17 protein-coding genes are annotated in these 20,643 nt (G+C 68.8%); 6 read left to right on the plus strand and 11 right to left on the minus strand.

What is annotated here, in order from left to right; translation table 11 throughout:
- Positions 1 to 62: 62 nt before the first annotated feature.
- The 5 genes from AC1PK7_RS13140 to AC1PK7_RS13160 form a co-directional block, all read right to left on the minus strand.
- Positions 63 to 845, minus strand: coding sequence for a succinate dehydrogenase iron-sulfur subunit (locus AC1PK7_RS13140; protein WP_017908442.1), 783 nt, complete (start codon positions 843 to 845; stop codon positions 63 to 65).
- Positions 846 to 950: 105 nt separating this feature from the next.
- Positions 951 to 2,741 (minus strand): succinate dehydrogenase flavoprotein subunit, encoded by a 1,791-nt coding sequence (gene sdhA, locus AC1PK7_RS13145; RefSeq protein WP_010342654.1) that lies wholly within the window; start codon positions 2,739 to 2,741, stop codon positions 951 to 953.
- Positions 2,742 to 2,774: 33 nt separating this feature from the next.
- Positions 2,775 to 3,161 (minus strand): succinate dehydrogenase, hydrophobic membrane anchor protein, encoded by a 387-nt coding sequence (gene sdhD, locus AC1PK7_RS13150; RefSeq protein WP_010342655.1) that lies wholly within the window; start codon positions 3,159 to 3,161, stop codon positions 2,775 to 2,777.
- Positions 3,158 to 3,550: a succinate dehydrogenase, cytochrome b556 subunit gene (gene sdhC, locus AC1PK7_RS13155; protein WP_017912577.1), complete on the minus strand. Its 393-nt coding sequence runs from the start codon at positions 3,548 to 3,550 to the stop codon at positions 3,158 to 3,160. Before sdhC ends, sdhD begins: the two co-directional genes overlap by 4 nt.
- 60 nt (positions 3,551 to 3,610) lie before the next feature.
- Complete coding sequence (locus AC1PK7_RS13160) at positions 3,611 to 3,919, minus strand: DUF1674 domain-containing protein (protein WP_309252725.1); 309 nt, start codon at positions 3,917 to 3,919, stop codon at positions 3,611 to 3,613.
- Between AC1PK7_RS13160 and ygfZ the strand changes: the two genes are divergently transcribed.
- The gene (ygfZ, locus tag AC1PK7_RS13165) at positions 3,821 to 4,693 is read left to right on the plus strand and encodes a CAF17-like 4Fe-4S cluster assembly/insertion protein YgfZ (protein ID WP_481098423.1); all 873 of its coding nucleotides are present in this window, start codon (positions 3,821 to 3,823) and stop codon (positions 4,691 to 4,693) included. The two genes, AC1PK7_RS13160 and ygfZ, sit on opposite strands and share 99 nt — an antisense overlap.
- Before the next feature lie 26 nt (positions 4,694 to 4,719).
- Here ygfZ and AC1PK7_RS13170 read toward each other — a convergent pair whose 3' ends face one another.
- A complete protein-coding gene (locus tag AC1PK7_RS13170; protein WP_481098424.1) occupies positions 4,720 to 5,844 on the minus strand; it encodes an ABC transporter ATP-binding protein in 1,125 nt (374 codons plus the stop codon).
- A gap of 441 nt (positions 5,845 to 6,285) precedes the next feature.
- Here AC1PK7_RS13170 and zwf point away from each other — a divergent pair, with 441 nt between their 5' ends.
- The 5 genes from zwf (at position 6,286) to AC1PK7_RS13195 (ending at position 12,220) form a co-directional block, all read left to right on the plus strand.
- Positions 6,286 to 7,722 (plus strand): glucose-6-phosphate dehydrogenase, encoded by a 1,437-nt coding sequence (gene zwf, locus AC1PK7_RS13175; protein ID WP_481098425.1) that lies wholly within the window; start codon positions 6,286 to 6,288, stop codon positions 7,720 to 7,722.
- On the plus strand, positions 7,719 to 8,726 hold the full coding sequence (gene glk, locus AC1PK7_RS13180) for a glucokinase (protein WP_481098426.1): 1,008 nt from the start codon (positions 7,719 to 7,721) through the stop codon (positions 8,724 to 8,726). The genes zwf and glk overlap by 4 nt, the downstream gene beginning before the upstream one ends.
- Positions 8,723 to 9,442, plus strand: a complete 720-nt coding sequence (gene pgl / locus AC1PK7_RS13185; RefSeq protein ID WP_481098427.1) for a 6-phosphogluconolactonase — start codon at positions 8,723 to 8,725, stop codon at positions 9,440 to 9,442. The genes glk and pgl overlap by 4 nt, the downstream gene beginning before the upstream one ends.
- Positions 9,443 to 9,579: 137 nt before the next feature.
- Positions 9,580 to 11,496, plus strand: coding sequence for a phosphogluconate dehydratase (gene edd, locus AC1PK7_RS13190; RefSeq protein WP_017909680.1), 1,917 nt, complete (start codon positions 9,580 to 9,582; stop codon positions 11,494 to 11,496).
- Between the two features lie 70 nt (positions 11,497 to 11,566).
- Positions 11,567 to 12,220 (plus strand): bifunctional 4-hydroxy-2-oxoglutarate aldolase/2-dehydro-3-deoxy-phosphogluconate aldolase, encoded by a 654-nt coding sequence (locus AC1PK7_RS13195; RefSeq protein ID WP_481098428.1) that lies wholly within the window; start codon positions 11,567 to 11,569, stop codon positions 12,218 to 12,220.
- A 160-nt stretch (positions 12,221 to 12,380) separates the two neighbouring features.
- Here the strand turns inward: AC1PK7_RS13195 and AC1PK7_RS13200 are convergent, their stop codons facing one another.
- From AC1PK7_RS13200 to AC1PK7_RS13220, 5 genes are all read right to left on the minus strand, one after another.
- Positions 12,381 to 15,506 carry a discoidin domain-containing protein gene (locus AC1PK7_RS13200; protein WP_481098429.1) on the minus strand — a complete coding sequence of 1,042 codons (3,126 nt, stop codon included), beginning with the start codon at positions 15,504 to 15,506 and terminating at the stop codon, positions 12,381 to 12,383.
- A 407-nt stretch (positions 15,507 to 15,913) separates the two neighbouring features.
- Positions 15,914 to 16,750 carry a carbohydrate ABC transporter permease gene (locus tag AC1PK7_RS13205; RefSeq protein WP_010342667.1) on the minus strand — a complete coding sequence of 279 codons (837 nt, stop codon included), beginning with the start codon at positions 16,748 to 16,750 and terminating at the stop codon, positions 15,914 to 15,916.
- Positions 16,747 to 17,628, minus strand: coding sequence for a carbohydrate ABC transporter permease (locus AC1PK7_RS13210; RefSeq protein ID WP_010342668.1), 882 nt, complete (start codon positions 17,626 to 17,628; stop codon positions 16,747 to 16,749). The genes AC1PK7_RS13205 and AC1PK7_RS13210 overlap by 4 nt, the downstream gene beginning before the upstream one ends.
- The gene (locus AC1PK7_RS13215) at positions 17,625 to 18,920 is read right to left on the minus strand and encodes a sugar ABC transporter substrate-binding protein (RefSeq protein WP_420010223.1); all 1,296 of its coding nucleotides are present in this window, start codon (positions 18,918 to 18,920) and stop codon (positions 17,625 to 17,627) included. Before AC1PK7_RS13215 ends, AC1PK7_RS13210 begins: the two co-directional genes overlap by 4 nt.
- An 11-nt stretch (positions 18,921 to 18,931) precedes the next feature.
- Complete coding sequence (locus AC1PK7_RS13220) at positions 18,932 to 20,521, minus strand: glucoamylase family protein (RefSeq protein WP_371182598.1); 1,590 nt, start codon at positions 20,519 to 20,521, stop codon at positions 18,932 to 18,934.
- Between the last annotated feature and the right edge of the window lie 122 nt (positions 20,522 to 20,643).

Consider the following 20,643-nt stretch of genomic DNA (forward strand, 5'->3'; position numbering starts at 1 on the left):
CCGAAAGCCGGTGCCGCGCGGTCGGCGGGCAGGCCCGCCGCTTGGAACGTGCGCCGCTGCGATCAGGCGCGGCGCGCCATCATCAGCTTCTTGATCTCGGCGATCGCCAGCGCCGGGTTCAGGCCCTTCGGGCAGGTCCGCGCGCAGTTCATGATGGTGTGGCAGCGGTACAGCTTGAACGGATCTTCCAGATCGTCCAGGCGCGCACCGGTGTCCTCGTCGCGCGAGTCGATGATCCAGCGGTAGGCCTGCAGCAGGATCGCCGGACCCAGGTAACGCTCGCCGTTCCACCAGTAGCTCGGGCAGCTGGTCGAGCAGCACGCGCACAGGATGCACTCGTACAGGCCGTCGAGCTTCTTGCGGTCCTCCGGCGACTGCAGCCGCTCGCGATCCGGCGGCGGCGGGGTCTGGGTGCGGATCCACGGCTTGATCGAGGCGTACTGCGCGTAGAAGTGGGTCAGGTCCGGCACCAGATCCTTGACCACGCTCATGTGCGGCAGCGGGTAGATCGGCACTTCCTTCTTGCCGCAGTCGCTGATCGCCTTGGTGCAGGCCAGCGTGTTGGTGCCGTCGATGTTCATCGCGCACGACCCGCAGATCCCTTCGCGACACGAGCGGCGGAAGGTCAGGGTCGGGTCGATCTCGTTCTTGATCTTGATCAGCGCGTCCAGGACCATCGGGCCGCACGCGTCCAGATCCACCTCGTAGGTGTCGGTCCGCGGGTTGCTGTCGTCGTCCGGATTCCACCGGTAGACCTTGAAGGTCCGCACGTTCTTCGCGCCCTTGGCGGGAAAGTGCTTGCCCTTGCCGATCTTGGAATTCTTGGGGAGGGTGAACTCTGCCATGGCTTTTAAATCCGGGATTGGGGATTAGGGATTGGAGATTCGGGCGAGAGCAGGAAACGAAGCGTTTTCGAATCCCGAATCACCAATCCCCAATCCCGGCTTTGGTCAGTAAACGCGCGGCTTCGGCGGCACCACGTCCACGTCCTTGCTGAGCGTGTACATGTGCACCGGGCGGTAGTCGAAGCTGCACTGGCCCTTGTCGTCGACGGTGACCAGCGTGTGCTTCTGCCAGTTGACGTCGTCGCGGTCGGGGAAATCCTCGTGGGCGTGCGCGCCGCGGCTTTCCTTACGCTGTTCGGCCGAGTTGATCGTCGCCACTGCGTTGAGCAGCAGGTTGTTCAGCTCGTAGGTCTCGATCAGGTCGGAATTCCACACCAGCGAGCGGTCGGACACCTTGACGTCCTCGAAGCTGGCGAAGATGTCGGCCATCTTGTCCACGCCTTCCTTCAGCGTCTTGCTGGTGCGGAACACCGCTGCGTCGGACTGCATGGTGCGCTGCATCTTGTCGCGGATCACCGAGGTCGGGGTGCTGCCGTTGGCGTTGCGCAGCTTGTCCAGCAAGCCCAGCGCCTTGTCGCAGGCGTCGCCCGGCAGGCCCTTGTGCGGCGCGCCGGTCTTGATCGTCTCGGCGCAGCGGTTGGCCACCGCGCGGCCGAACACCACCAGGTCGAGCAACGAGTTGGAGCCCAGGCGGTTGGCGCCGTGCACCGACACGCAGGCGGCCTCGCCGATGGCGTACAGGCCCGGCACCACCGCATCGGGGTTGTCGCCGTCCTTGCGCACCACTTCGCCGTGGTAGTTGGTGGGGATGCCGCCCATGTTGTAGTGCACGGTCGGGATCACCGGGATCGGCTGCTTGTGCACGTCGACACCGGCGAAGATGCGCGCGCTCTCGGCGATGCCGGGCAGCTTGTCGTCGATCACGCCCGGGCCGAGGTGGGTCAGGTCGAGCAGGATGTGGTCCTTGTGCTCGCCGACGCCGCGGCCTTCGCGGATCTCGATGGTCATCGAACGCGACACCACGTCGCGCGAGGCCAGATCCTTGTAGTGCGGGGCGTAGCGCTCCATGAAGCGCTCGCCGCTGCTGTTGCGCAGGATACCGCCTTCGCCGCGCACGCCTTCGGTGATCAGGCAGCCGGCGCCGTAGATGCCGGTCGGGTGGAACTGCACGAACTCCATGTCCTGCATCGGCAGGCCCGCGCGCATCACCAGGCCGCCGCCGTCGCCGGTGCAGGTGTGCGCGGAGGTGGCGCTGAAGTAGGCGCGGCCGTAGCCGCCGGTGGCCAGCACCACACCGTGGGCGCGGAACAGGTGCAGCGAGCCTTCGGCCATGTCCAGGGCGAGCACGCCGCGGCAGGCGCCTTCCTCGTCGAAGATCAGGTCGAGCGCGAAGTACTCGATCATGAAGCGCGCGTTGTGCGCCAGCGACTGCTGGTACAGCGTGTGCAGCATGGCGTGGCCGGTACGGTCGGCGGCGGCGCAGGTGCGCTGCGCGGACGGGCCTTCGCCGTACTTGGTGGTCATGCCGCCGAACGGACGCTGGTAGATCTTGCCGTCCTCGGTGCGGCTGAACGGCACGCCGTAGTGCTCCAGCTCGATGATCGCCGGGATCGCCTCGCGGCACATGTACTCGATCGCGTCCTGGTCGCCCAGCCAGTCCGAGCCCTTGATGGTGTCGTAGAAGTGGTAGCGCCAGTCGTCCTCGCCCATGTTGCCGAGCGCGGCGGAGATGCCGCCCTGCGCGGCCACGGTGTGCGAGCGGGTCGGGAAGACCTTGGTCAGGCAGACCGTCTGCAGGCCCTTCTGGGCCAGGCCGAAGGTCGCGCGCAGGCCGGCGCCGCCGGCGCCGACCACGACCATGTCGTACTTGTGTTCGGTGATCTTGTAAGCGGACATCGAAATGTGGTTCCTAGAGGGGGCGCCGATGGATCAGGCGATGCCCAGCGCGATGCGCGCCACGGCGAAGATGCTGACGATGGCGCCGAGCACGGCGACGAAGCGCACGATGGTCTGCGCGGCCAGGGCCAGCAGCGAGGTGTGCACGTAGTCTTCCAGCACCACCTGCATGCCGAGCTGGGCGTGCCAGAACGCGGCGATCAGGAAGCCGACCAGCAGGATCGCGTTCCACGGCTTGGCCACGGCCTCGGTGGCGGCGACGTAGTCCGAACCGAGCAAGCTCAGCACGAAGATCAGGAACCAGATCGACAGCGGCACCAGCGCGGTGGCGGTCAGGCGCTGCAGCACGAAGTGCTCGGTGCCGGTCTTGGCCGCGCCCAGGCCGCGGACGTTCTTCAACGGGGTGCGATAGCGGCTCATGCGGTGGCTCCCAGCAGCACGTAGGCCCACACGGCGGCGGTCAGCACGAAGCTGAGCACGACCGACAGCCAGCCGATGGTGACGAAGGCGCGGACGGCGTAGCCCTGGCCGAAATCCTGCAGGATGTGGCGCAGGCCGCCGAACAGGTGGAAGGCGAAGCACCAGGTCCAGCCGAACAGGAACACCTGGCCGTACCAGGCGCCGGCGATGTCGCGGAAGCAGTTCCAGGAGGCGGGACCGAGCATCAGCGCCAACAGGCCGGCGGCGATGATCAGGGCACCGATCGACAGCACGATGCCGGTGGCTCGATTCAGGATCGAGGTCACCATCTGGATCTGCCAGCGATAGACCTGCAGATGCGGGGAAAGAGGACGTTCGCGCGTAGCCATTCGCTGGGCTCGTTGTCTCGGCTGGGCGGCGTGCTTAAGGCCGCGTTGGCTCAAAGCTGCTCAAAAATCGATGCAGCGTCCGTTTTTCTCCCAGTCGCCGTAGCGCGTCGGCTCGAGGCCGCCGCGCCCGCCGATCTCCCGCGGCGCAGGCTCGGTCTGCGGAGGGGTGTCCTCGGCGGGCCGCTGCGTTTCGGGATCGGACTCGGGTGTGGGGGTTGGTTGGCCTATCATGCGGGTCTCACAACTCGTCAATTTTAGTCCTCCCCTCTCGTGCCTGACAACCTGAATCTGGAATCCGGCGGTTTTTCCGCCTTGCCACACCTGCAATACGTCGCATTGCGCGGTCCGGATGCAGCGGCCTTCGCCCATGCGCAATTCGCCAACGACGTGCAGGCGCTGGCCGTGGGCCAATGGCAGTGGAACGCCTGGCTCACCGCCAAGGGCCGGGTGATCGCGGTGTTTGCACTGCTGCGCCAGGCCGACGACGCCTTGCTGATGCTGCTGGCCGACGGCGGCGCCGAGGAACTGGCAACGGCACTGGGCCGCTTCGTGTTCCGGCGCAAGCTGCGCGTCACGGTCGAGGACACGCTGCGTGCTTTCGGTCGTTTGAGCCTACCCGAGCAGGCCCGCGGCGCGACGTCGACGCACGATGAGGCCGGCGTGATCGAACTGGACATGGGCGGCGACGGCCTGCCGCGCACCCTGCGCCTGGTGCCGGCGCCGGTCGCGGATGCGCCGGCCGCCGACCCGGCACTGGCGGAGGCCTGGCGCGCGGCCGACCTGCGCCTGGGCCTGGCCCGGCTTGCGCCGAGCCAGCGCGAACAATGGACGCCGCAGCAGTTGGGCCTGGACCGACTGCACGCCTTCAGCGTCAAGAAGGGCTGCTACCCCGGCCAGGAAATCGTTGCCCGCACCCATTTCCTGGGCAAGGCCAAGCGCGCCGCGCAGTTGTTGGAAGTGGAGGCGACCGTCGCCATCGACGCACCGGTGCTGCGCGACGGCCAGCCGTTCGGCAACGTGGTCAGCGTCGCCGGCACCCTGGCGCTGGCGGTGCTGCCGCTGGACGAGACGCCACCGACGGGGCTGGACGTCGACGGCCACCCCGCACGTTGGCAACCCCTGATTGACGGCCTGGCGCGCTGAACGCGCGCCGCAACGCCAGCTTTCGCTTACGGCTGTTGCGAATCCCCAATCCCCAATCCCGACTCCCGCGCCTCCAGGCGCCCCCCACTCTCGGCATCGAAGAAATGCAGCGCGTCGCCGCGCACCGCCACCCGCAGGCGCTCGCCCAGGCCCGGCAGCGCGCGCGGCGCCACCCGCATCACCAGCGGCTGCGCGCCGTGGCTGAGATTGACGAAGATCTCGTTGCCGACCGGCTCGATCACCTCGATGGTGGCCTCGAAGCCGCCCTGTGCGTCGTCGCTGGGCTGCAGGTGCTCCGGCCGCACGCCGATCGCCAGTTCCCGCCCCAGCCATTGCGGCGCGACCTGCGCACCCGGCAGCGGCACTCGCCCGCCGTCCTGCAACTGCAGTTGCAGGCCGCCCTCCTCCACCAGCCGCCCGCGCAGCACGTTCATCGCCGGGCTGCCGAGGAAACCGGCCACGAACAGGTTGGCCGGACGGTCGTACAGCGCCATCGGCGTGTCGATCTGCTGAATCACCCCGTCCTTGAGCACGACGATGCGCTGGCCCAGGGTCATCGCCTCGACCTGGTCGTGGGTGACGTAGATCATGGTGGTGCCGAGCTTGCGGTGCAGTTGCGCGATCTCGGTGCGCACCGAGTGGCGCAGCTTGGCGTCCAGGTTGGACAGCGGCTCGTCGAGCAGGAACACCGCCGGCTCGCGCACCAGCGCGCGACCCAGCGCCACGCGCTGGCGCTGGCCGCCGGACATGGCCCGCGGCAGCTTGTCCAGCATCGGGGTCAGGCCCAGGGTGTCGGCGGCGGCGGCCACGCGCTGGCGGATGACCTCCTTGCTCTCGCCGCGCAGCTTGAGCCCGAACGCCAGGTTCTCGGCCACGGTCATGTGCGGGTACAGCGCATAGCTCTGGAACACCATGGCGATGTCGCGGTCCTTCGGCGCCACCTCGTTGACCACGCGCTCGCCGATGCGCAGCTCGCCGCCGCTGATCTCTTCCAGGCCGGCGATCATCCGCAGCAGCGTGGACTTGCCGCAGCCCGAGGGCCCGACCAGCACCATCAGTTCGCCGTCGGCCACTTCGAAGCTGGCCCCGTGCACGGCGACCTGGCCGTTGTCGTAGACCTTGCGGATGTTGTCCAGTTGTACTTTCGCCATGTATCCGGTTTCCGGCAGTGAGGAACGGGCTGCCGCCGGTCCCTCCCGAGGGCAGTGCATACGAATTCGGGTCGCATCATGCCCGCGCGCAGGCAACAATGGATCGCGATGCGGTATTCTGCCATGTAACCGTTTTCACGGGGCAACATCGAGCCTGGGAGGGCATGTAATGCGATCCGCCAGCCGCCGCTCCGGCGCGCGCCCGTCATCCTGCCGGATGACAGCCGACCTGCAGCATGAGGCATTGGAGAGGTATGCTCAGAGGTCTGGCAGTCGTATTCATCTCCTGGATCGTGCGTTCCCGCCTGGCGGCCCTCCCGCGTCACGCCCTCGCCCGAACCGGCCGGATACAGGCCGTTGCCGCCGTTCGCTTTCCCACGCCACGTCACTCCTAGCCCCCAGGTGATCGACACCATGTCACCCGAAACCGAAACCCGGTCGATGCACGATACCTTCCTGTTGTTCGGCGCCACCGGCGATCTGGCCCAGCGCTACCTGTTCCCCTCGCTGCTGCGCATGCTCGACGACGGCTTCCTGCCGGAAGACTTCCGCATCCGCGCGCTGGCGCTGTCGCCGCACGACACCGCCAAGTTCCACGAGATCCTCAAGCCGCGCCTGCAGGCAGCGATGCCGCAGATCGGCGAATCGATCGTACAGGCGCTGCTGGCGCGCATCGACTACCGCTCGGTGGACCTGCGCGATGCCGAATCGGTGGCCACCGCGGTGCGCGACCTGACCGCGCGCCGCTGCGTGAGCTACCTGGCGATCCCGCCGGGGCTGTACATCAGCACCTGCCAGGGCCTGGCCCTGGGCGGCGCCCTGGCCGCACCGCACCGGCTGATGCTGGAGAAGCCGATCGGCCACGATTCGGACAGCGCCCGCGAGATCGTGCAGGCGATCGGCGCGCTGATCGACGAGGACCGCGTGTTCCGCCTGGACCACTACCTGGGCAAGGCCGCGGTGCAGAACCTGATCGCGCTGCGCTTCGGCAACACCCTGCTGGAAGCGGTGTGGAACCGCAACTACATCGAGTCGGTGGACATCCTGGTCGCCGAGAGCGAGGGGGTGGACGGCCGCGACGCCTACTACGCGCGCTCCGGCGCGCTGCGCGACATGGTGCAGAGCCATATCCTGCAGCTGCTGTGCCTGGTGGCGATGGAGCCGCCGGCATCGCTGGAAGCCGACCGCATCCGCGACGAGAAGGTCAAGGTACTGCGCGCGCTGCGTCCGCTGAGCGCCGAGCACGCCGCCCGCGACAGCGTGCGCGGGCGCTACACCGCCGGCACCATCAACGGCCAGCCGGCGCAGGCCTACCAGCCGCCGGAAGGCAGCGACGTGGAGACCTTCGCCGCGGTCACCGCCTACATCGACAACTGGCGCTGGGCCGGGGTGCCGTTCCGGCTGTGCACCGGCAAGCGCCTGGCCGAACGCTCCACCCGCGTGGTGGTCACGCTCAAGCCGGTCACCCACTGGCTGTTCGAGCGCCCGGCCGCGCAGCAGGTGGCGCCGAACCGGCTGACCTTCCAGTTGCAGCCGCAGGAGAACATCGAACTGGGGCTGATGAGCAGCCTGGCCGGCCCGGAATGGGGCGCGCTGGAACTGCAGCCGCTGGAACTGGAACTGTCGGTGCCCACCGGCCTGCACCGGCGCATCGCCTACGAGCGGCTGATGCTCGACGCGCTCAACGGCAACCATGCGCTGTTCGTGCGCGACGACGAAGTCCGCGCCGCCTGGGCCTGGATCGACAGCGTCAGCGCCGCCTGGGCGCAGGCGCAGCTGCCGCTGCTGCCCTACCCGGCCGGCAGCTGGGGACCGGAGGAAGCGCAGGCCTACGTGTCCTGCGACCAGTCCGGCGCCGCGCCGAAGGTCGCGCAATGAGCGCGCCGCAGCGCCCGGTGCTGGTCGCCGACATCGGCGGCACCAATGCCCGTTTCGCCCTCGCCGATCTCGACGCCTCGGTGCCGCTGCTCGACGACAGCACCCAGACCTACTCGGTGGTGGAATTCCCGTCGCTGGGCGACGCCGCCCGCCACTACCTGGAACAGACCGGGGTGGACGCGCGCAGCGGCACCTTCGCGGTCGCCGGCCGCGTCGACGGCGACGAGGCGCGCATCACCAACCATCCGTGGGTGATCTCGCGGGCGCGCACCCGCGCCATGCTCGGCTTCGACGAACTGCACCTGATCAACGACTTCGCCGCGCAGGCGATGGCGATCAGCCTGCTGCGGCCGCAGGACGTGGTCCAGGTCGGCGGCGCCAGTTGGACGCCGGCGCCGGTCGAGGTGCCGCGCAACTACGGGGTGATCGGCCCCGGCACCGGCCTGGGCGTGGGCGGCCTGCTGATGCGCGGCGGGCGCTGTTTTCCGCTGGAGACCGAGGGCGGCCACGTCAGCTTCCCGCCGGGCACACCGGAGGAGATCCGCATCCTGGAACTGCTCTCGCAGCAGTTCGGCCGCGTCTCCAACGAGCGCCTGATCTGCGGCCCCGGCCTGGTCAACATCCACCGCGCGCTCAGCGAGATGGCCGGCGACGATCCGGGCCCGCTGCAGCCGGAGGACATCACCGCGCGCGCCGCGCAGGGCGACTACCGGGCGATGCGCACGGTGGACGTATTCTGCGCCGTGTTCGGGGCCATCGCCGGCGATCTGGTGCTGATGCAGGGCGCCTGGGAAGGCGTGTTCCTGACCGGCGGGCTGGTGCCGAAGATGCTCGACGCGATCCAGCATTCCGGGTTCCGCCAGCGCTTCGAGCACAAGGGCCGGTTTTCGTCGATCATGGCGCGGGTGCCGTCGCTGGCGGTGATCCACCCCCGTCCCGGCCTGCTCGGCGCCGCCGCCTACGCGGTGGACGCCGCGAGGCAATCCCCAGGAGCCATCGCATGAGCCCCACGCTGTCCGACCGCATCACGCTGATCCGCTACGACGATCCGGACGAATGGATCGACGCGGCGGCGGCCGAGATCGGCACCGCGCTGCGCGAGGAGATCCAGCGCCGCGGCGGCGCGCGCCTGCTGCTGTCCGGCGGCACCACCCCGGCGCCGGTGTACCAGGCGCTGGCCGAGCTGCCGCTGGACTGGTCGAAGCTGGAAGTCGGCCTGGTCGACGAGCGCTGGCTGTCGCCGCAGGACAGCGACAGCAACGCCTACCTGGTCCGGCACAGCCTGCTGGACCGCGCCGAGGAGGCGCGTTTCGAACCGCTGGTGCGGGTCGGCAAGCCGCTGCAGGAGAGCGTGCACGCCGCCAACCTGCACGCGCAGCACGCCCCGGCCGCGTGCATGGCGGTGCTGGGCATGGGCGGCGACGGCCACACCGCCTCGCTGTTCCCCGGCGCCACCGACCTGAACAAGGCGCTGACCAACCCGCTGCCCTACGCCGCGCTCGACGCCACCGGCTGCCCCGGCGCCAACACCTGGCCGCTGCGCATCACCCTGACCCCCGCCGGCCTGGCGCCGATCGGCCAGCGCATGCTGCTGTTGCGCGGCAAGCAGAAGCTGGAGGTGCTGGAGCGCGCGCTGGCCGGCGCCGACCCGCACGAGTATCCGATCCGTGTCGCCTTCGATACGCCGGGCGCGCGCCTGCGCGTGCATTGGTGCGAGTGAGGCGGGGATTGGTGATTAGGGATTGGCAACAGCTACGCGCTGACGCTTTTCCGCTCTTCCGATTCCCCTTGCCGATTCCCGCTCTTCCGATTCCCGATTCCCGTTTCCCGACTCCCCCTTCATAGCCACGTCCGCCAATGAGCCTGCATCCGACCCTCCACGCGATCACCGAACGCATCCGCCAGCGCAGTGCGCCGTCGCGGCGTGCCTACCTGGCCGGCATCGACGCCGCGCTGCGCGACGGTCCGTTCCGTAGCCGCCTGAGCTGCGGCAACCTCGCCCACGGCTTCGCCGCCTGCGGCCCCACCGACAAGAGCCGGCTGGAAGGCGGGATCACCCCCAACCTCGGCATCATCACCGCCTACAACGACATGCTCTCGGCGCACCAGCCGTTCGAGCACTACCCGGAGATCATCCGCAGCACCGCGCGCGCGCTCGGCGCCACCGCGCAGGTGGCCGGCGGCGTGCCGGCGATGTGCGACGGCGTGACCCAGGGCCGGCCGGGCATGGAACTGTCGCTGTTCTCGCGCGACGTGATCGCCCAGGCCACCGCGATCGGCCTCAGCCACGACATGTTCGACACCAGCCTGTATCTGGGCGTGTGCGACAAGATCGTGCCGGGCCTGCTGATCGGCGCGCTGGCCTTCGGCCACCTGCCGGCGGTGTTCGTGCCGGCCGGGCCGATGACCCCGGGCATCCCCAACAAGCAGAAGGCCGAGGTGCGCGAGCGCTACGCCGCCGGCCAGGCCACCCGCGAGGAACTGCTGGCCGCCGAATCGGCGTCCTACCACGCCCCCGGCACCTGCACCTTCTACGGCACCGCCAACTCCAACCAGGTGCTGCTGGAAGCGATGGGCGTGCAGTTGCCCGGCGCCTCCTTCGTCAACCCCGGCACCCCGCTGCGCGAGGCGCTGACCCAGCAGGCGACCGAGCGCGCGCTGCGCATCACCGCCCTGGGCAACGACTTCCGTCCGCTGGGCCGGTTGATCGACGAGCGCGCCATCGTCAACGCGGTGGTCGCGCTGATGGCCACCGGCGGCTCCACCAACCACACCATCCACTGGCTGGCGGTGGCGCGCGCGGCCGGCATCGTGCTGACCTGGGACGACCTGGACGCGCTGTCGCAGCTGGTGCCGCTGTTGGCGCGGGTGTATCCGAACGGCGAGGCCGACGTGAACCACTTCGCCGCCGCCGGCGGCATCGGCTTCGTGTTCCGCGAGCTGATGGATGCCGGGCTGATGCACGACGACCTGGCCACCATCGTGCCCGGCGGCATGCGCGCCTACGGCGACGAGCCGTGCCTGCAGGACGGCAAGCTGAGCTACGTGCCGAGCCCGGCCAAGAGCGCCGACGAGGCGGTGGTGCGCCCGGCGTCCAACCCGTTCGAGGCGCAGGGCGGCCTGCGCCTGCTGCGCGGCAACCTCGGCCGCTCGCTGATCAAGCTGTCGGCGGTGAAGCCGCAGTTCCGCACCATCGAAGCCCCGGCCGTGGTGATCGACGCGCCGCAGGCGCTGAACAAGCTGCATGCCGCCGGCGCGCTGCCGCACGATTTCGTGGTGGTGCTGCGCTACCAGGGCCCGCAGGCCAACGGCATGCCGGAACTGCATTCGCTGGCGCCGCTGCTGGGCCTGCTGCAGAACCAGGGCCGGCGCGTGGCGCTGGTCACCGACGGGCGCCTGTCCGGTGCGTCCGGCAAGTTCCCCGCGGCCATCCACGTGACCCCGGAAGCGGCGCGCGGCGGGCCCATCGCCCGCGTGCGCGAAGGCGACATCGTGCGCCTGGACGGCGAGGCCGGCACCCTGGAAGTGCTGGTGGACGCCGCCGAGTGGGCCGCGCGCCCGCTGGCGCCGAACACCGCGCCGGCCGCGCACGACCTGGGCCGCAACCTGTTCGGACTCAACCGCCGCATGGTCGGCCCGGCCGACCAGGGCGCGCTGTCGATCTCCTGCGGCCCGCCGGCCGCCGACGGCGACCTGTGGAACTACGACGCCGAGTACGACCTGGGCCGCGATGCCGAGGCCGCCGCCGCGCCGCACGAATCCAAGGACGCCTGAGCCGCCTGCCTCACCCTGCCCCGGCCGTGCGCGGCCGGGGCCTCGCCCCCCCTTCGCAACCGAGACGCCCATGACCATCGCCGAACACCAGACCAAGGCCGAGCAGCTGCTGCGCGCGGCCGGCATCCTGCCCGTCGTCACCGTCCACAGCCTGGAAGAAGCGCGCCGCGTGTCGGCCGCGCTGCTGGAAGGCGGCCTGCCGGCGATCGAACTGACCCTGCGCACGCCGGTGGCGATGGACGCGCTGGCGATGCTCAAGCGCGAACTGCCGGACATCGTGATCGGCGCCGGCACCGTGCTCAACGCCACCCAGCTGCAGCAGTCGATCGACGCCGGCGCCGACTTCATCGTCACCCCGGGCACCACCCCGACCCTGGCCGACGCCCTGGCGCAGGCGCCGCTGCCGGTGGTGCCGGGCGCGGCCACCCCCAGCGAGCTGCTGGCGCTGATGGAGCGCGGCTTCCGCGTGTGCAAGCTGTTCCCCGCCTCCGCCGTCGGCGGCCTGGCCATGCTCAAGGGCCTGGCCGGCCCCCTGGCCGAGCTCAAGCTGTGCCCCACCGGCGGCATCGGCGAAAGCACCGCCGCCGAGTACCTGGCCCAGCCCAACGTCGTCTGCATCGGCGGCTCGTGGATGGTGCCCAAGGACTGGCTGGCCGACGGCGCCTGGGACAAGGTGCGCGAGAGTTCGGCCAAGGCGGCCGCGATCGTGTCGGCGGCGCGGTAGGGCCGCGGCGGCCGCGGCTGCGGCCGCCGGGATTGGGGATTCGGGATTGGGGATTCGTATAAGCGGCCCCTCCCCGACGCCCTAAAAAAAGCGCCGGCATGCCGGCGCTTTTTTGCTTTTGCTGTTACGAATCCCCAATCCCGAATCCCCAATCCCGGCCTCACCGCACCTCAATCTGCACATCCGCCGGCAACGCGTGGATGCGCAGTTCGCCGTGCTCCCACTGCGCCGCGTCGCCGTTGACCAGGGTGCGGCCCGGTTCGCCCGGGTACGGCCACGGCAGCACCAGGCCGCCGCTGGGCACGCGCAGGCCGTCGGGGATGTTCAGCAGCAGGCGGTTCTTCTGCCGCCGCAACTGGTAGCTCAGCGGGCCCTGCGGGGTGCGCAGCTGTTCGATCGCCACGCCCTTGCCGTCGAGCCAGTCGGCGGGGATGCCGGCGGCCAGCACCAGGCTGTCGTCGACGTCGCGGGCGTAGGCGAACATGTCCAGCACCGAGCGCACGAAGTCCGAGGCGACCCAGGCATGCGGCAGGTCGCCGAGGAAGAACGGCTTGCGCGGCGTGCGCGAGACCACCTCGGCCCACTGGTTCCACGCCTGCGGCGTGCGGTCCTTGAAGAAGAACTGCGTCGCCTCCCACGCGCGCTCGCGCCAGCCCAGGCGCACGAACGCGGACACGTTGCGCCACTCGTAGGGGGTGTAGTCCTTCCACTCGCGGGTGCCGTCGCGACGGCCGACGAATTCGCTCCAGTAGCGCTCGAAGGTGTTGTCGAGCAGCGCCTGCGGCAACCGGCCCTGCTCGCCGCCCGGCGCCAGTGCGATGGTGGTCGAGGTCGGATCGAAATCGCCCAGCTCCGCCGAGCCCGGCAGGAAGTCGATGTGGTGCTGCTGGGTGGCCGCGTCCAGCGAGGCGTACAGGTCCTGGCGGAACTGGTCGCGCGAGGAGGCGAAGCGCGCGGCATCGTCGATGCGGCCGAGTTCGGCGGCGATGCTCACCGCATCCTTGTAGCCGCGCAGCGCCCAGAAGTTGTCCCAGTACGAGTGCATCGGCTTGGCCGAATAGCCCTCGTGACTGATCGACACCGGCATCATCCCGTAGAAAGCCGCATTGCGCGCGCGGTTCTCGTCGGTGCGCTCGCTCAGCCGCAGCTGCTCCATGTAGGTGTACGCGCCGAGCACGTGCGGCCACATCTGCTCCAGGAAGGCGCGGTCGCCGCTGTAGCGGTAGTAATCGGCGACGCTGTAGATCAGTTCGCCATGGCTGTCGTTCTCCGGCACCGGGTCGCTGCCGCGGTCGTCCACGCAGCACGGCACCATACCGTTGGCGAACTGGTACGGCGCGTACCATTCCACGTACTCGCGGACCACGTCGGCGCGGCCCAGCCGCAGCAGTCCTTCGGAAATCATCGCGCCGTCGCGGATCCAGCTGCGCGAATACGAACGCGTGCCCGGCTGCAGGCGCGGGCCGATGCGCGAGATCAGCATGTGCGCCAGCGCGGTGCGCAGCGTGTCGGTGACCGCCTTGCCCTGCGCCGGCACGTGCAACTGCACGCGGTCCAGCTTCTCGTGCCACTGCGCGGCGACCTGCTGCTGCGCGCGTGTCGCATCGAAGCCCGCCGGCAGCGCGGCGTTGCCGGTCTGCGGGATCACCAGCGCCACCTCGCGCACCTCGCCCGGGGCCAGCCGCCCGCGGTACAGCAAGGCGCCAGAGGCCAGTCCGTCCGGATCCTGCGCCTGCTGCGGCAGGCCGCTGGCGTCGGTGCTCAGCCGTTCGACGTCCATGCCGGCGTCGAACGCGCTGGCGTAGGCGGCGTCCGGCTTCTGCACCGCGAACACCCGCGGCTGGCCGTTGACCTGCACCTGCGTCCCGGCGAAGGCCAACGAGCGGATCGGGCTGACCCCGCCGACGGTGTTGAGGAACTGGCTGGGCGGATTGACCTGGAACGGACGCACCGCCAGCGCCAGTGTGTAGTCGTGCGGCTGCTTGCTCGGATTGCTGAGCCGGTAGCGCGCCACCAGTTGCGCCTGCTCCGGCTCGCCCTGCACGAAGGCGGTCACGCGCAGCGCGGCGTTGTCGTGGCTCCAGTCCACGCTGGGAATCGGCAGGTAGTCGTCCTGCAGGCTCTGTGCGGTCTTGACGTCGGCCCAGCTCAGGCGCTTGCCGTCCAGCAGCAGGAACGGCTCGATGCTGAAGCCGCCCTTGCCCACCTCGATCGCGCCATCCTCGCCGACCAGACCCTGCTCGCGGCCGCCGTCCAGGCCGATGATGGTCCAGTACGGCTGCTCGCCGCTGAAGCCGCGCGGGAACCAGCCGCGGGTGGACTGCGCCGCCACCGACTTGATGAAGTCGTTCTGGGTCGCGGCGAAGGCCAGCGGCTGCAACGCGATGTCGGCGATGCCGTAGCGGAAGCTGGGGCCGTCCTGCAGGTCGAAGCGCACGTAGCGCGCCTCGGTCTCCGGCAGCGCCAGCCAGTCGGTGCCGCCGTTCCCGGCGGTCACGGTGCGCAACTCGCGCCAGCTACGGCCGTCGGCCGAGCCCTGCACGGTGTAGCGCGAGGCGTACACGCCCGGCGCCCACTGCACCTTGGCGCCGCCGAACTCGCGTACCTTGCCCAGGTCCAGCATGATCGTCTGGTTCTTGGCGTTGCCGCTGTACCAGACCGTGTCCGGCTTGCCGTCGGCGATGCGCTGCTCCAGCGCCGGCGCGGTATCGGCGCTGACCTTGACCGTCAGCGGGGAGGTGTCCTGCGGCGGCAACGGGGTCAGGGTCAGCTGGTCGAAGCACACCGTGCCCGCGCCGCCGACCTGGTTGTAGATGGTGAACTCGATCTGCGCGCTGCGGGTCAGCTCCTTCTCCGGGCTCGGCCCCCAGGCCTTGTCGATCTGCCGCTTCTTGTAGGTGACCGTGCTCCACTGCGTGGGGAAGTCGTAGCGCGGACGGTTGACCCACCACACGTTGTCGCCGCTGGCGTCGACCAGCTTGAACTGCAGGTCGTTGCTCGGCGACTCGCCGCGCAGTTGGAACGCGAACTGGTAGTTGTCCGGGTAGTCGATCGGCACGCTGCGGCGAATCCCGGCGTAGCCGGACACGCCGTTGAAGTCGTAGTCCAGGCACAGCGCCTTGGCGCGGCCGCCGCTGGGCGCCTGCACCAGCCGGGTGGAGGCGGTGACCTGGTTGGAGACGACGATCTGCCACTTGTCCAGATCGTTGAAGCTGTCCAGCGTCACCGTGGAGGTCGGCGGCGCGGCGACGGCCTGGGCGGCCGCCAGTCCCAGTATCGCCAGCATTGCGCGTGCGCACGTCGTCGCCATCCCGTCCCTCATCGTGTTCCCCGTTCGTTCGTCGTATCTGCTTCTGTCGAGGGGCGTCGGCCCCGATGGAGTATCCCGTGCCACTGTCGCGGCTGAGCCGCTCCTACAGGCGTGCGCCCAAGGCCACGCGTTCGGCACGGTTTGCGCCTACGACGCTCGATGATACCCATCCATGGCGTGCCTCTCCGACACCGGAACGTCCGGCCCGGCCATCAATGGCCGGGCGTTCGGCGCAATGCGCGCCAGTGGCGCTCGATGTTCCGCATCGATGCTGCCGTCCATGGCGCAACCATCCCACACCAGAACGTCCGGCCCGGCCATCCGTGGCCGGGCGTTCGGGGCGTTCGGGAACGCGCGAGCCAGTGGCTCGCAAGCGCGTTCGCTCACCCCTTCACGCTGCCGAGCAGCAGGCCCTGGATGTAGTAGCGCTGCAGCGCCAGGAACAGCGCCAGCACCGGGATCACCGTGACCACTGCACCGGCCATCATCATCTCCACGTCCATGATGTGCTCGCGCGACAGCGCCGCCAGCGCCACCGGCAAGGTGTAGTGCTCCTGGTCGGTCAGCACGATCAGCGGCCACATGAAGTCGTTCCACGCCGCCATGAAGGTGAAGATGGTCAGCGTCACCAGCACCGGCTTGAGCATCGGCAGCACGATCTGGAAGAAGATCCGCAGCTCGCCGGCACCGTCGATGCGCGCGGCCTCCAGCAGCTCGTCCGGGATCGAACGCGCGTACTGGCGCACCAGGAAGATGCCGAACACCGTCGCCAGCGCCGGCACGACCACGCCGCCGAAGTTGTTGACCAGGTGCAGCTGCTTCATCAGCAGGAACAGCGGCAGCATCGCCACCTGCGCCGGGATCACCAGCGCCGCCAGCAGGATCTGGAAGATCCGCTCCTTGCCGACGAAGCGCAGCTTGGCGAACGCATAGCCGGCCATGGTGTTGATCAGCAGCGAGCCAAAGGTGATCGCGCACGACACCAGCAGGCTGTTGGCGAAGTTGCGGGCCATGCCGGTGCGCGAGAACAGCTCGCCGTAGTTGGCCAGGGTGGCGCCGGTGGGCAGCATCGGCGGCGGGAAGCGGCTGGCCTGCCCCGCCGGCATGAACGACACCGACACCATCCACAACAGCGGCGCCAGGCTGATCACGGCGAGCAGCAGCAGCCCGCCGTTGACCAGCAGCGTGTTCCAGCGCGAGGCGCCGATCTCCCGGCTCATACCAGGTCCCTCTTGCGGCCGAAGCGCAACATCACCGTCGTCACTCCCAGGATGATCAGGAACAGCAGGAACGCCACCGCCGAGGCGCGGCCGAGGTTCCACCACTTGAAGCCTTCCTCGAACATGTAATACAGCACGCTGACCGTGCTTTGCAGGGGATCGCCACGGGTCATCACGTAGGGTTCGGCGAACAGCTGGAAGTAGCCGGACACGGTGATCACCCCGACCACCAGCAGCACCGGTCCCAGCATCGGCAGGGTGATGTGCAGGAACTGCCGCCACTTGGAGGCGCCGTCGATGCGCGCGGCCTCGTACAGGTCCTGCGGGATCGCCTGCAGGCCGGCAAGGAAGATCACCATGTTGTAGCCGAAGTTCTTCCACACCGCGAACAGCATGATGGTCGGCATCGCCCAGTGCGGGTCGCCGAGCCAGTCGATCGGGCCGATGCCCAGGTGCGCCAGGCCGTAGTTGACCAGGCCGTAGCTGGTGTGGAACAGGTAGCGCCAGATCACCGCCACCGCCACCAGCGTGGTCACCACCGGCGCGAACAGCGCGGTGCGGAACAGCGCCTTGAAGCGCGCCACCGGCGCGTTCAGCAGCAGCGCCGCGCCCAGCGAGGCGCCGATGGACAGCGGCACGCCGACGATCACGAAGTATGTGGTGTTCCACAGCGACTTCCAGAACATCGGCGTCTGCAGCAACTCGATGTAGTTGCCGAAGCCGACGAAGCGCAGGTTGTGGCGGTCGGCCAGCGAATACAGGTCGAAGTCGGTGACGCTCAGCGCCAGCGCCGACAGCACCGGCAGGCCGAAGAACACGCCGATCACGATCAGCGCCGGGCCGGCGAACAGCCAGCCGATCAGGGAACCGCGCTTCATGGCGCCGCTCCCGCGGCCGGCGCCGCCGTGCCTTCGCGGTGCTGCTGGTGAATCCAGCGGCGTTTCTCCAGGATCTCGTCGACCCGCTTGTCCAGTTCCCGCATCGCCTTCTCCTGCGGCTCACCGCCACGCACCACGCGCTCGGTGGCCAGCCGCATCTCCTGCACGATGCGCTCCCACTCCAGCACCTTCGGTGCCGGCTTGACCCGTTCCAGCTGATCGCGGAACGCATGCGCCAGCGGATCCTCGGCCAGCGACGGATACGCCCAGGTGCTGCGCCGCGGCGGCATGTCGCCGATCAGCGCGTGGAAGCGCGCCTGGATCTGCGGCCGCGACAGGAACTCGATCAGCTTCCACGCCGCGTCCTTGTGCTCGGACTTGCGGAAGATCACCAGGCTGGTGCCGCCGGCGATGCCCGCGCCGGGGCCGTCCGGGCCGGGCAGCGGCATGGTGCCCCACTGGTCCTTGAGCGCGGCCGGCTGCACCTTGCGGAACTCGCGGATGTTCCACGGGCCGGAGATGTAGAACGCGTAGAACCCGTTGAAGAACTCGTCCCAGACGTTGGAGATCTGCGTCTCCGACATCTTCGGCGCCCAGCCCTGGTCGAACATGTTGGCGTAGAACGCCAGCGCCTTGCGGAAGCCGGGGCTGTTGAAGTTGCCGTAGTTGTCGTGGTCGCGCAGCAGCGGATCGGGCATCTGCAGACCCAGCGACAACTGCTGCTCGAACTCGTTGAGCGGCATCAGGATGGCGTAGCGCTTCGGCCCGACGTGCTTCTTCACCGCCGCCATCGCCTGCTCCCACTCGGCCCAGGTCTGCGGCAGCTTGGTCACCCCGGCGTCGCGCAGCATGTCCTTGCGATAGAACAGCAGGCGCGTGTCCACGTACCAGGGGATGCCGTAGAGGTGACCATCGATGACGCTGGTGTCCCAGATGCCCGGGAAGTAGTCCTTCGGATCGACCACCTTGGAGCGGTCGACGTAGGGCTGCAGCGGCTGCAGCGTGCCCAGTTCGGCGAATTCCGGGATCCAGGTGTTGCCCAACTGGCACACGTCCGGCAGACCGTCGGCGGCGAAGGCGGTGAGCAGCTTCTCGTGCGCGGCGGTCCACGGGATGTTCTGGATGTCCACGTGGATGCCGGGATTCTCCTTCTCGAACTCCGGAATCAGCTCGGCCACCACCTCGGCCTCGCGGCCCATCGCCCAGAACCGCACCACCTCGCCCTGCGGCGCGCGTGCGCAGCCGCACACCGCCAATACAACCAAACCCAGCGAAACCCAACGACCGATCATGCGTGCTGTGCTCATTCCGGCTGCTGCGGCTGGCGCTGGGCGGGGTTGGACTGCGCCTCGGCGGCGGCGGCACGCGACTCGGCGATGCCCAGCGCACGTGCATTGGCCGCCTGCTCATCCTTCTTGGGCAGCGGCTGGGCCTCGCCCTCCGGGGTCAGCCAGCCGCCGGTGAAGCCGGCGCGTTCCAGCCCGGTGCGCAGGTACTTGTTCTTCTTCATCACGTTCCAGACGAACTCGTTGCGGTAGTTGGCGATCATGGTGACGATCGCACCCTGGTCGATGCCGATATAGTCGCCGGCCACCCAGCCGCGGTTGGGAATCATGCGACCGGTCTTGAGCGGAATATCGTAGTTGAAGCTGGGGTTGAACGAATCCAGGAAGCCGTAGCTGGAATACAGGAAGTCGCCGAAGCGCTTGTGCATTTCCTGGGTCGCCGGAATCACCACCTCCGGCGCGAACACGATCGAGGACACCGCCGCGGTCGGCGCGATGGTGCCGTCGTCGAAGGCCTCGAACAGGCCGGCGCCGCGGGTGCGGTAGTGGAAGAACTGGCGCTGCTCGCCGCGGTACTCCTGGGTGGTGTTCTGCGGACCGTCGCTGGCGGTCAGGCCCCACACGTTCTCGCCGTACTCCTTCCACTTCATCGGATTGTCGATGGCGTACTCGCGCTGCGCCAGCGTGGCGCGGCGGCTGTTGAGGAAGTAGTCGATGCCATGCTCGCGCATGTACTGGTCCTGGATGTCGCGGAAGTCGATCCAGACGTGGTTGTACTGGTGCGCGAACAACGGACCGAACGCCAGGTACTCCTGGCCGTAGTACACGCCCCAGTCCTTGTTGTAGGTGCGGGTCCATTCCTGCCACGCATCCGGCTCGATCGGATGGGTGGGCGAACCCAACGCCAGCAGATACACCATCATGCCTTCGTTGTAGCCCATCCAGTCGTGCTGGATGAAGCCGCGCTCGGGATACCAGCCCATCGTGATCAGCGGCTTGCGCTGCTGCATCCACGGCCAGTCCACGCGCCGGTACAGGGTATCGGCGATCTGGCGGATCTCCTTCTCGTCGGCCGTGTCGCCGTCGTAATAGGACTGGGCGAACAGCACGCCCATCATCAGCAACGCGGTATCAATGGTCGACAATTCCACCCACTGGTCGTAGCGCAGCCCCTTCTGCATGTCCAGGAAGTGGTAGTAGAAGCCCTTGTAGCCGGCGCGGCCGGTACGCTGCGGGCCGACCGGCACGTCGCGCAGGAAGCGCAGCGTGGTCAGGGTGCGCTGCACCGCCTGCTCGCGGCTGATCCAGCCATTTTCATAACCGATCGGATACACGGTCAGGGCGAAACCGATCGAGGCGATGGAGGCGAACGGGCGCGACGGATAGCGGTCCACCGCCATGCCGTTCTGCTCGTTGGTGGTGTCCCAGAAGAACTGGAAGGTGCGGCGTTCGATGTCCTCGAACAGTGGGGGCAGTTCCGGCTTGAGAAGCTTCGGCGGCAACTCAGCCTCGACCAGGATGACCTTGACCGGCTTCTTTTCCACCGCCTTCGGCTCCTCGTCGGTCTTCTTGCACGCCGTCAGCAGCACCCCTGCTGCCATCAGCATCAGCGAAAACCTGATGAAACTGCGCTGCTTCTTCATCCCGCCCCCCGTGAAATCGTTTACACGCCCACAAAAAATAACCCACTTTCGCATCGCCGCGGCCCCCGTCCGAGGGGAGCCGCGGC

It is taken from the genome of Xanthomonas sp. NCPPB 3174, from assembly GCF_056725205.1.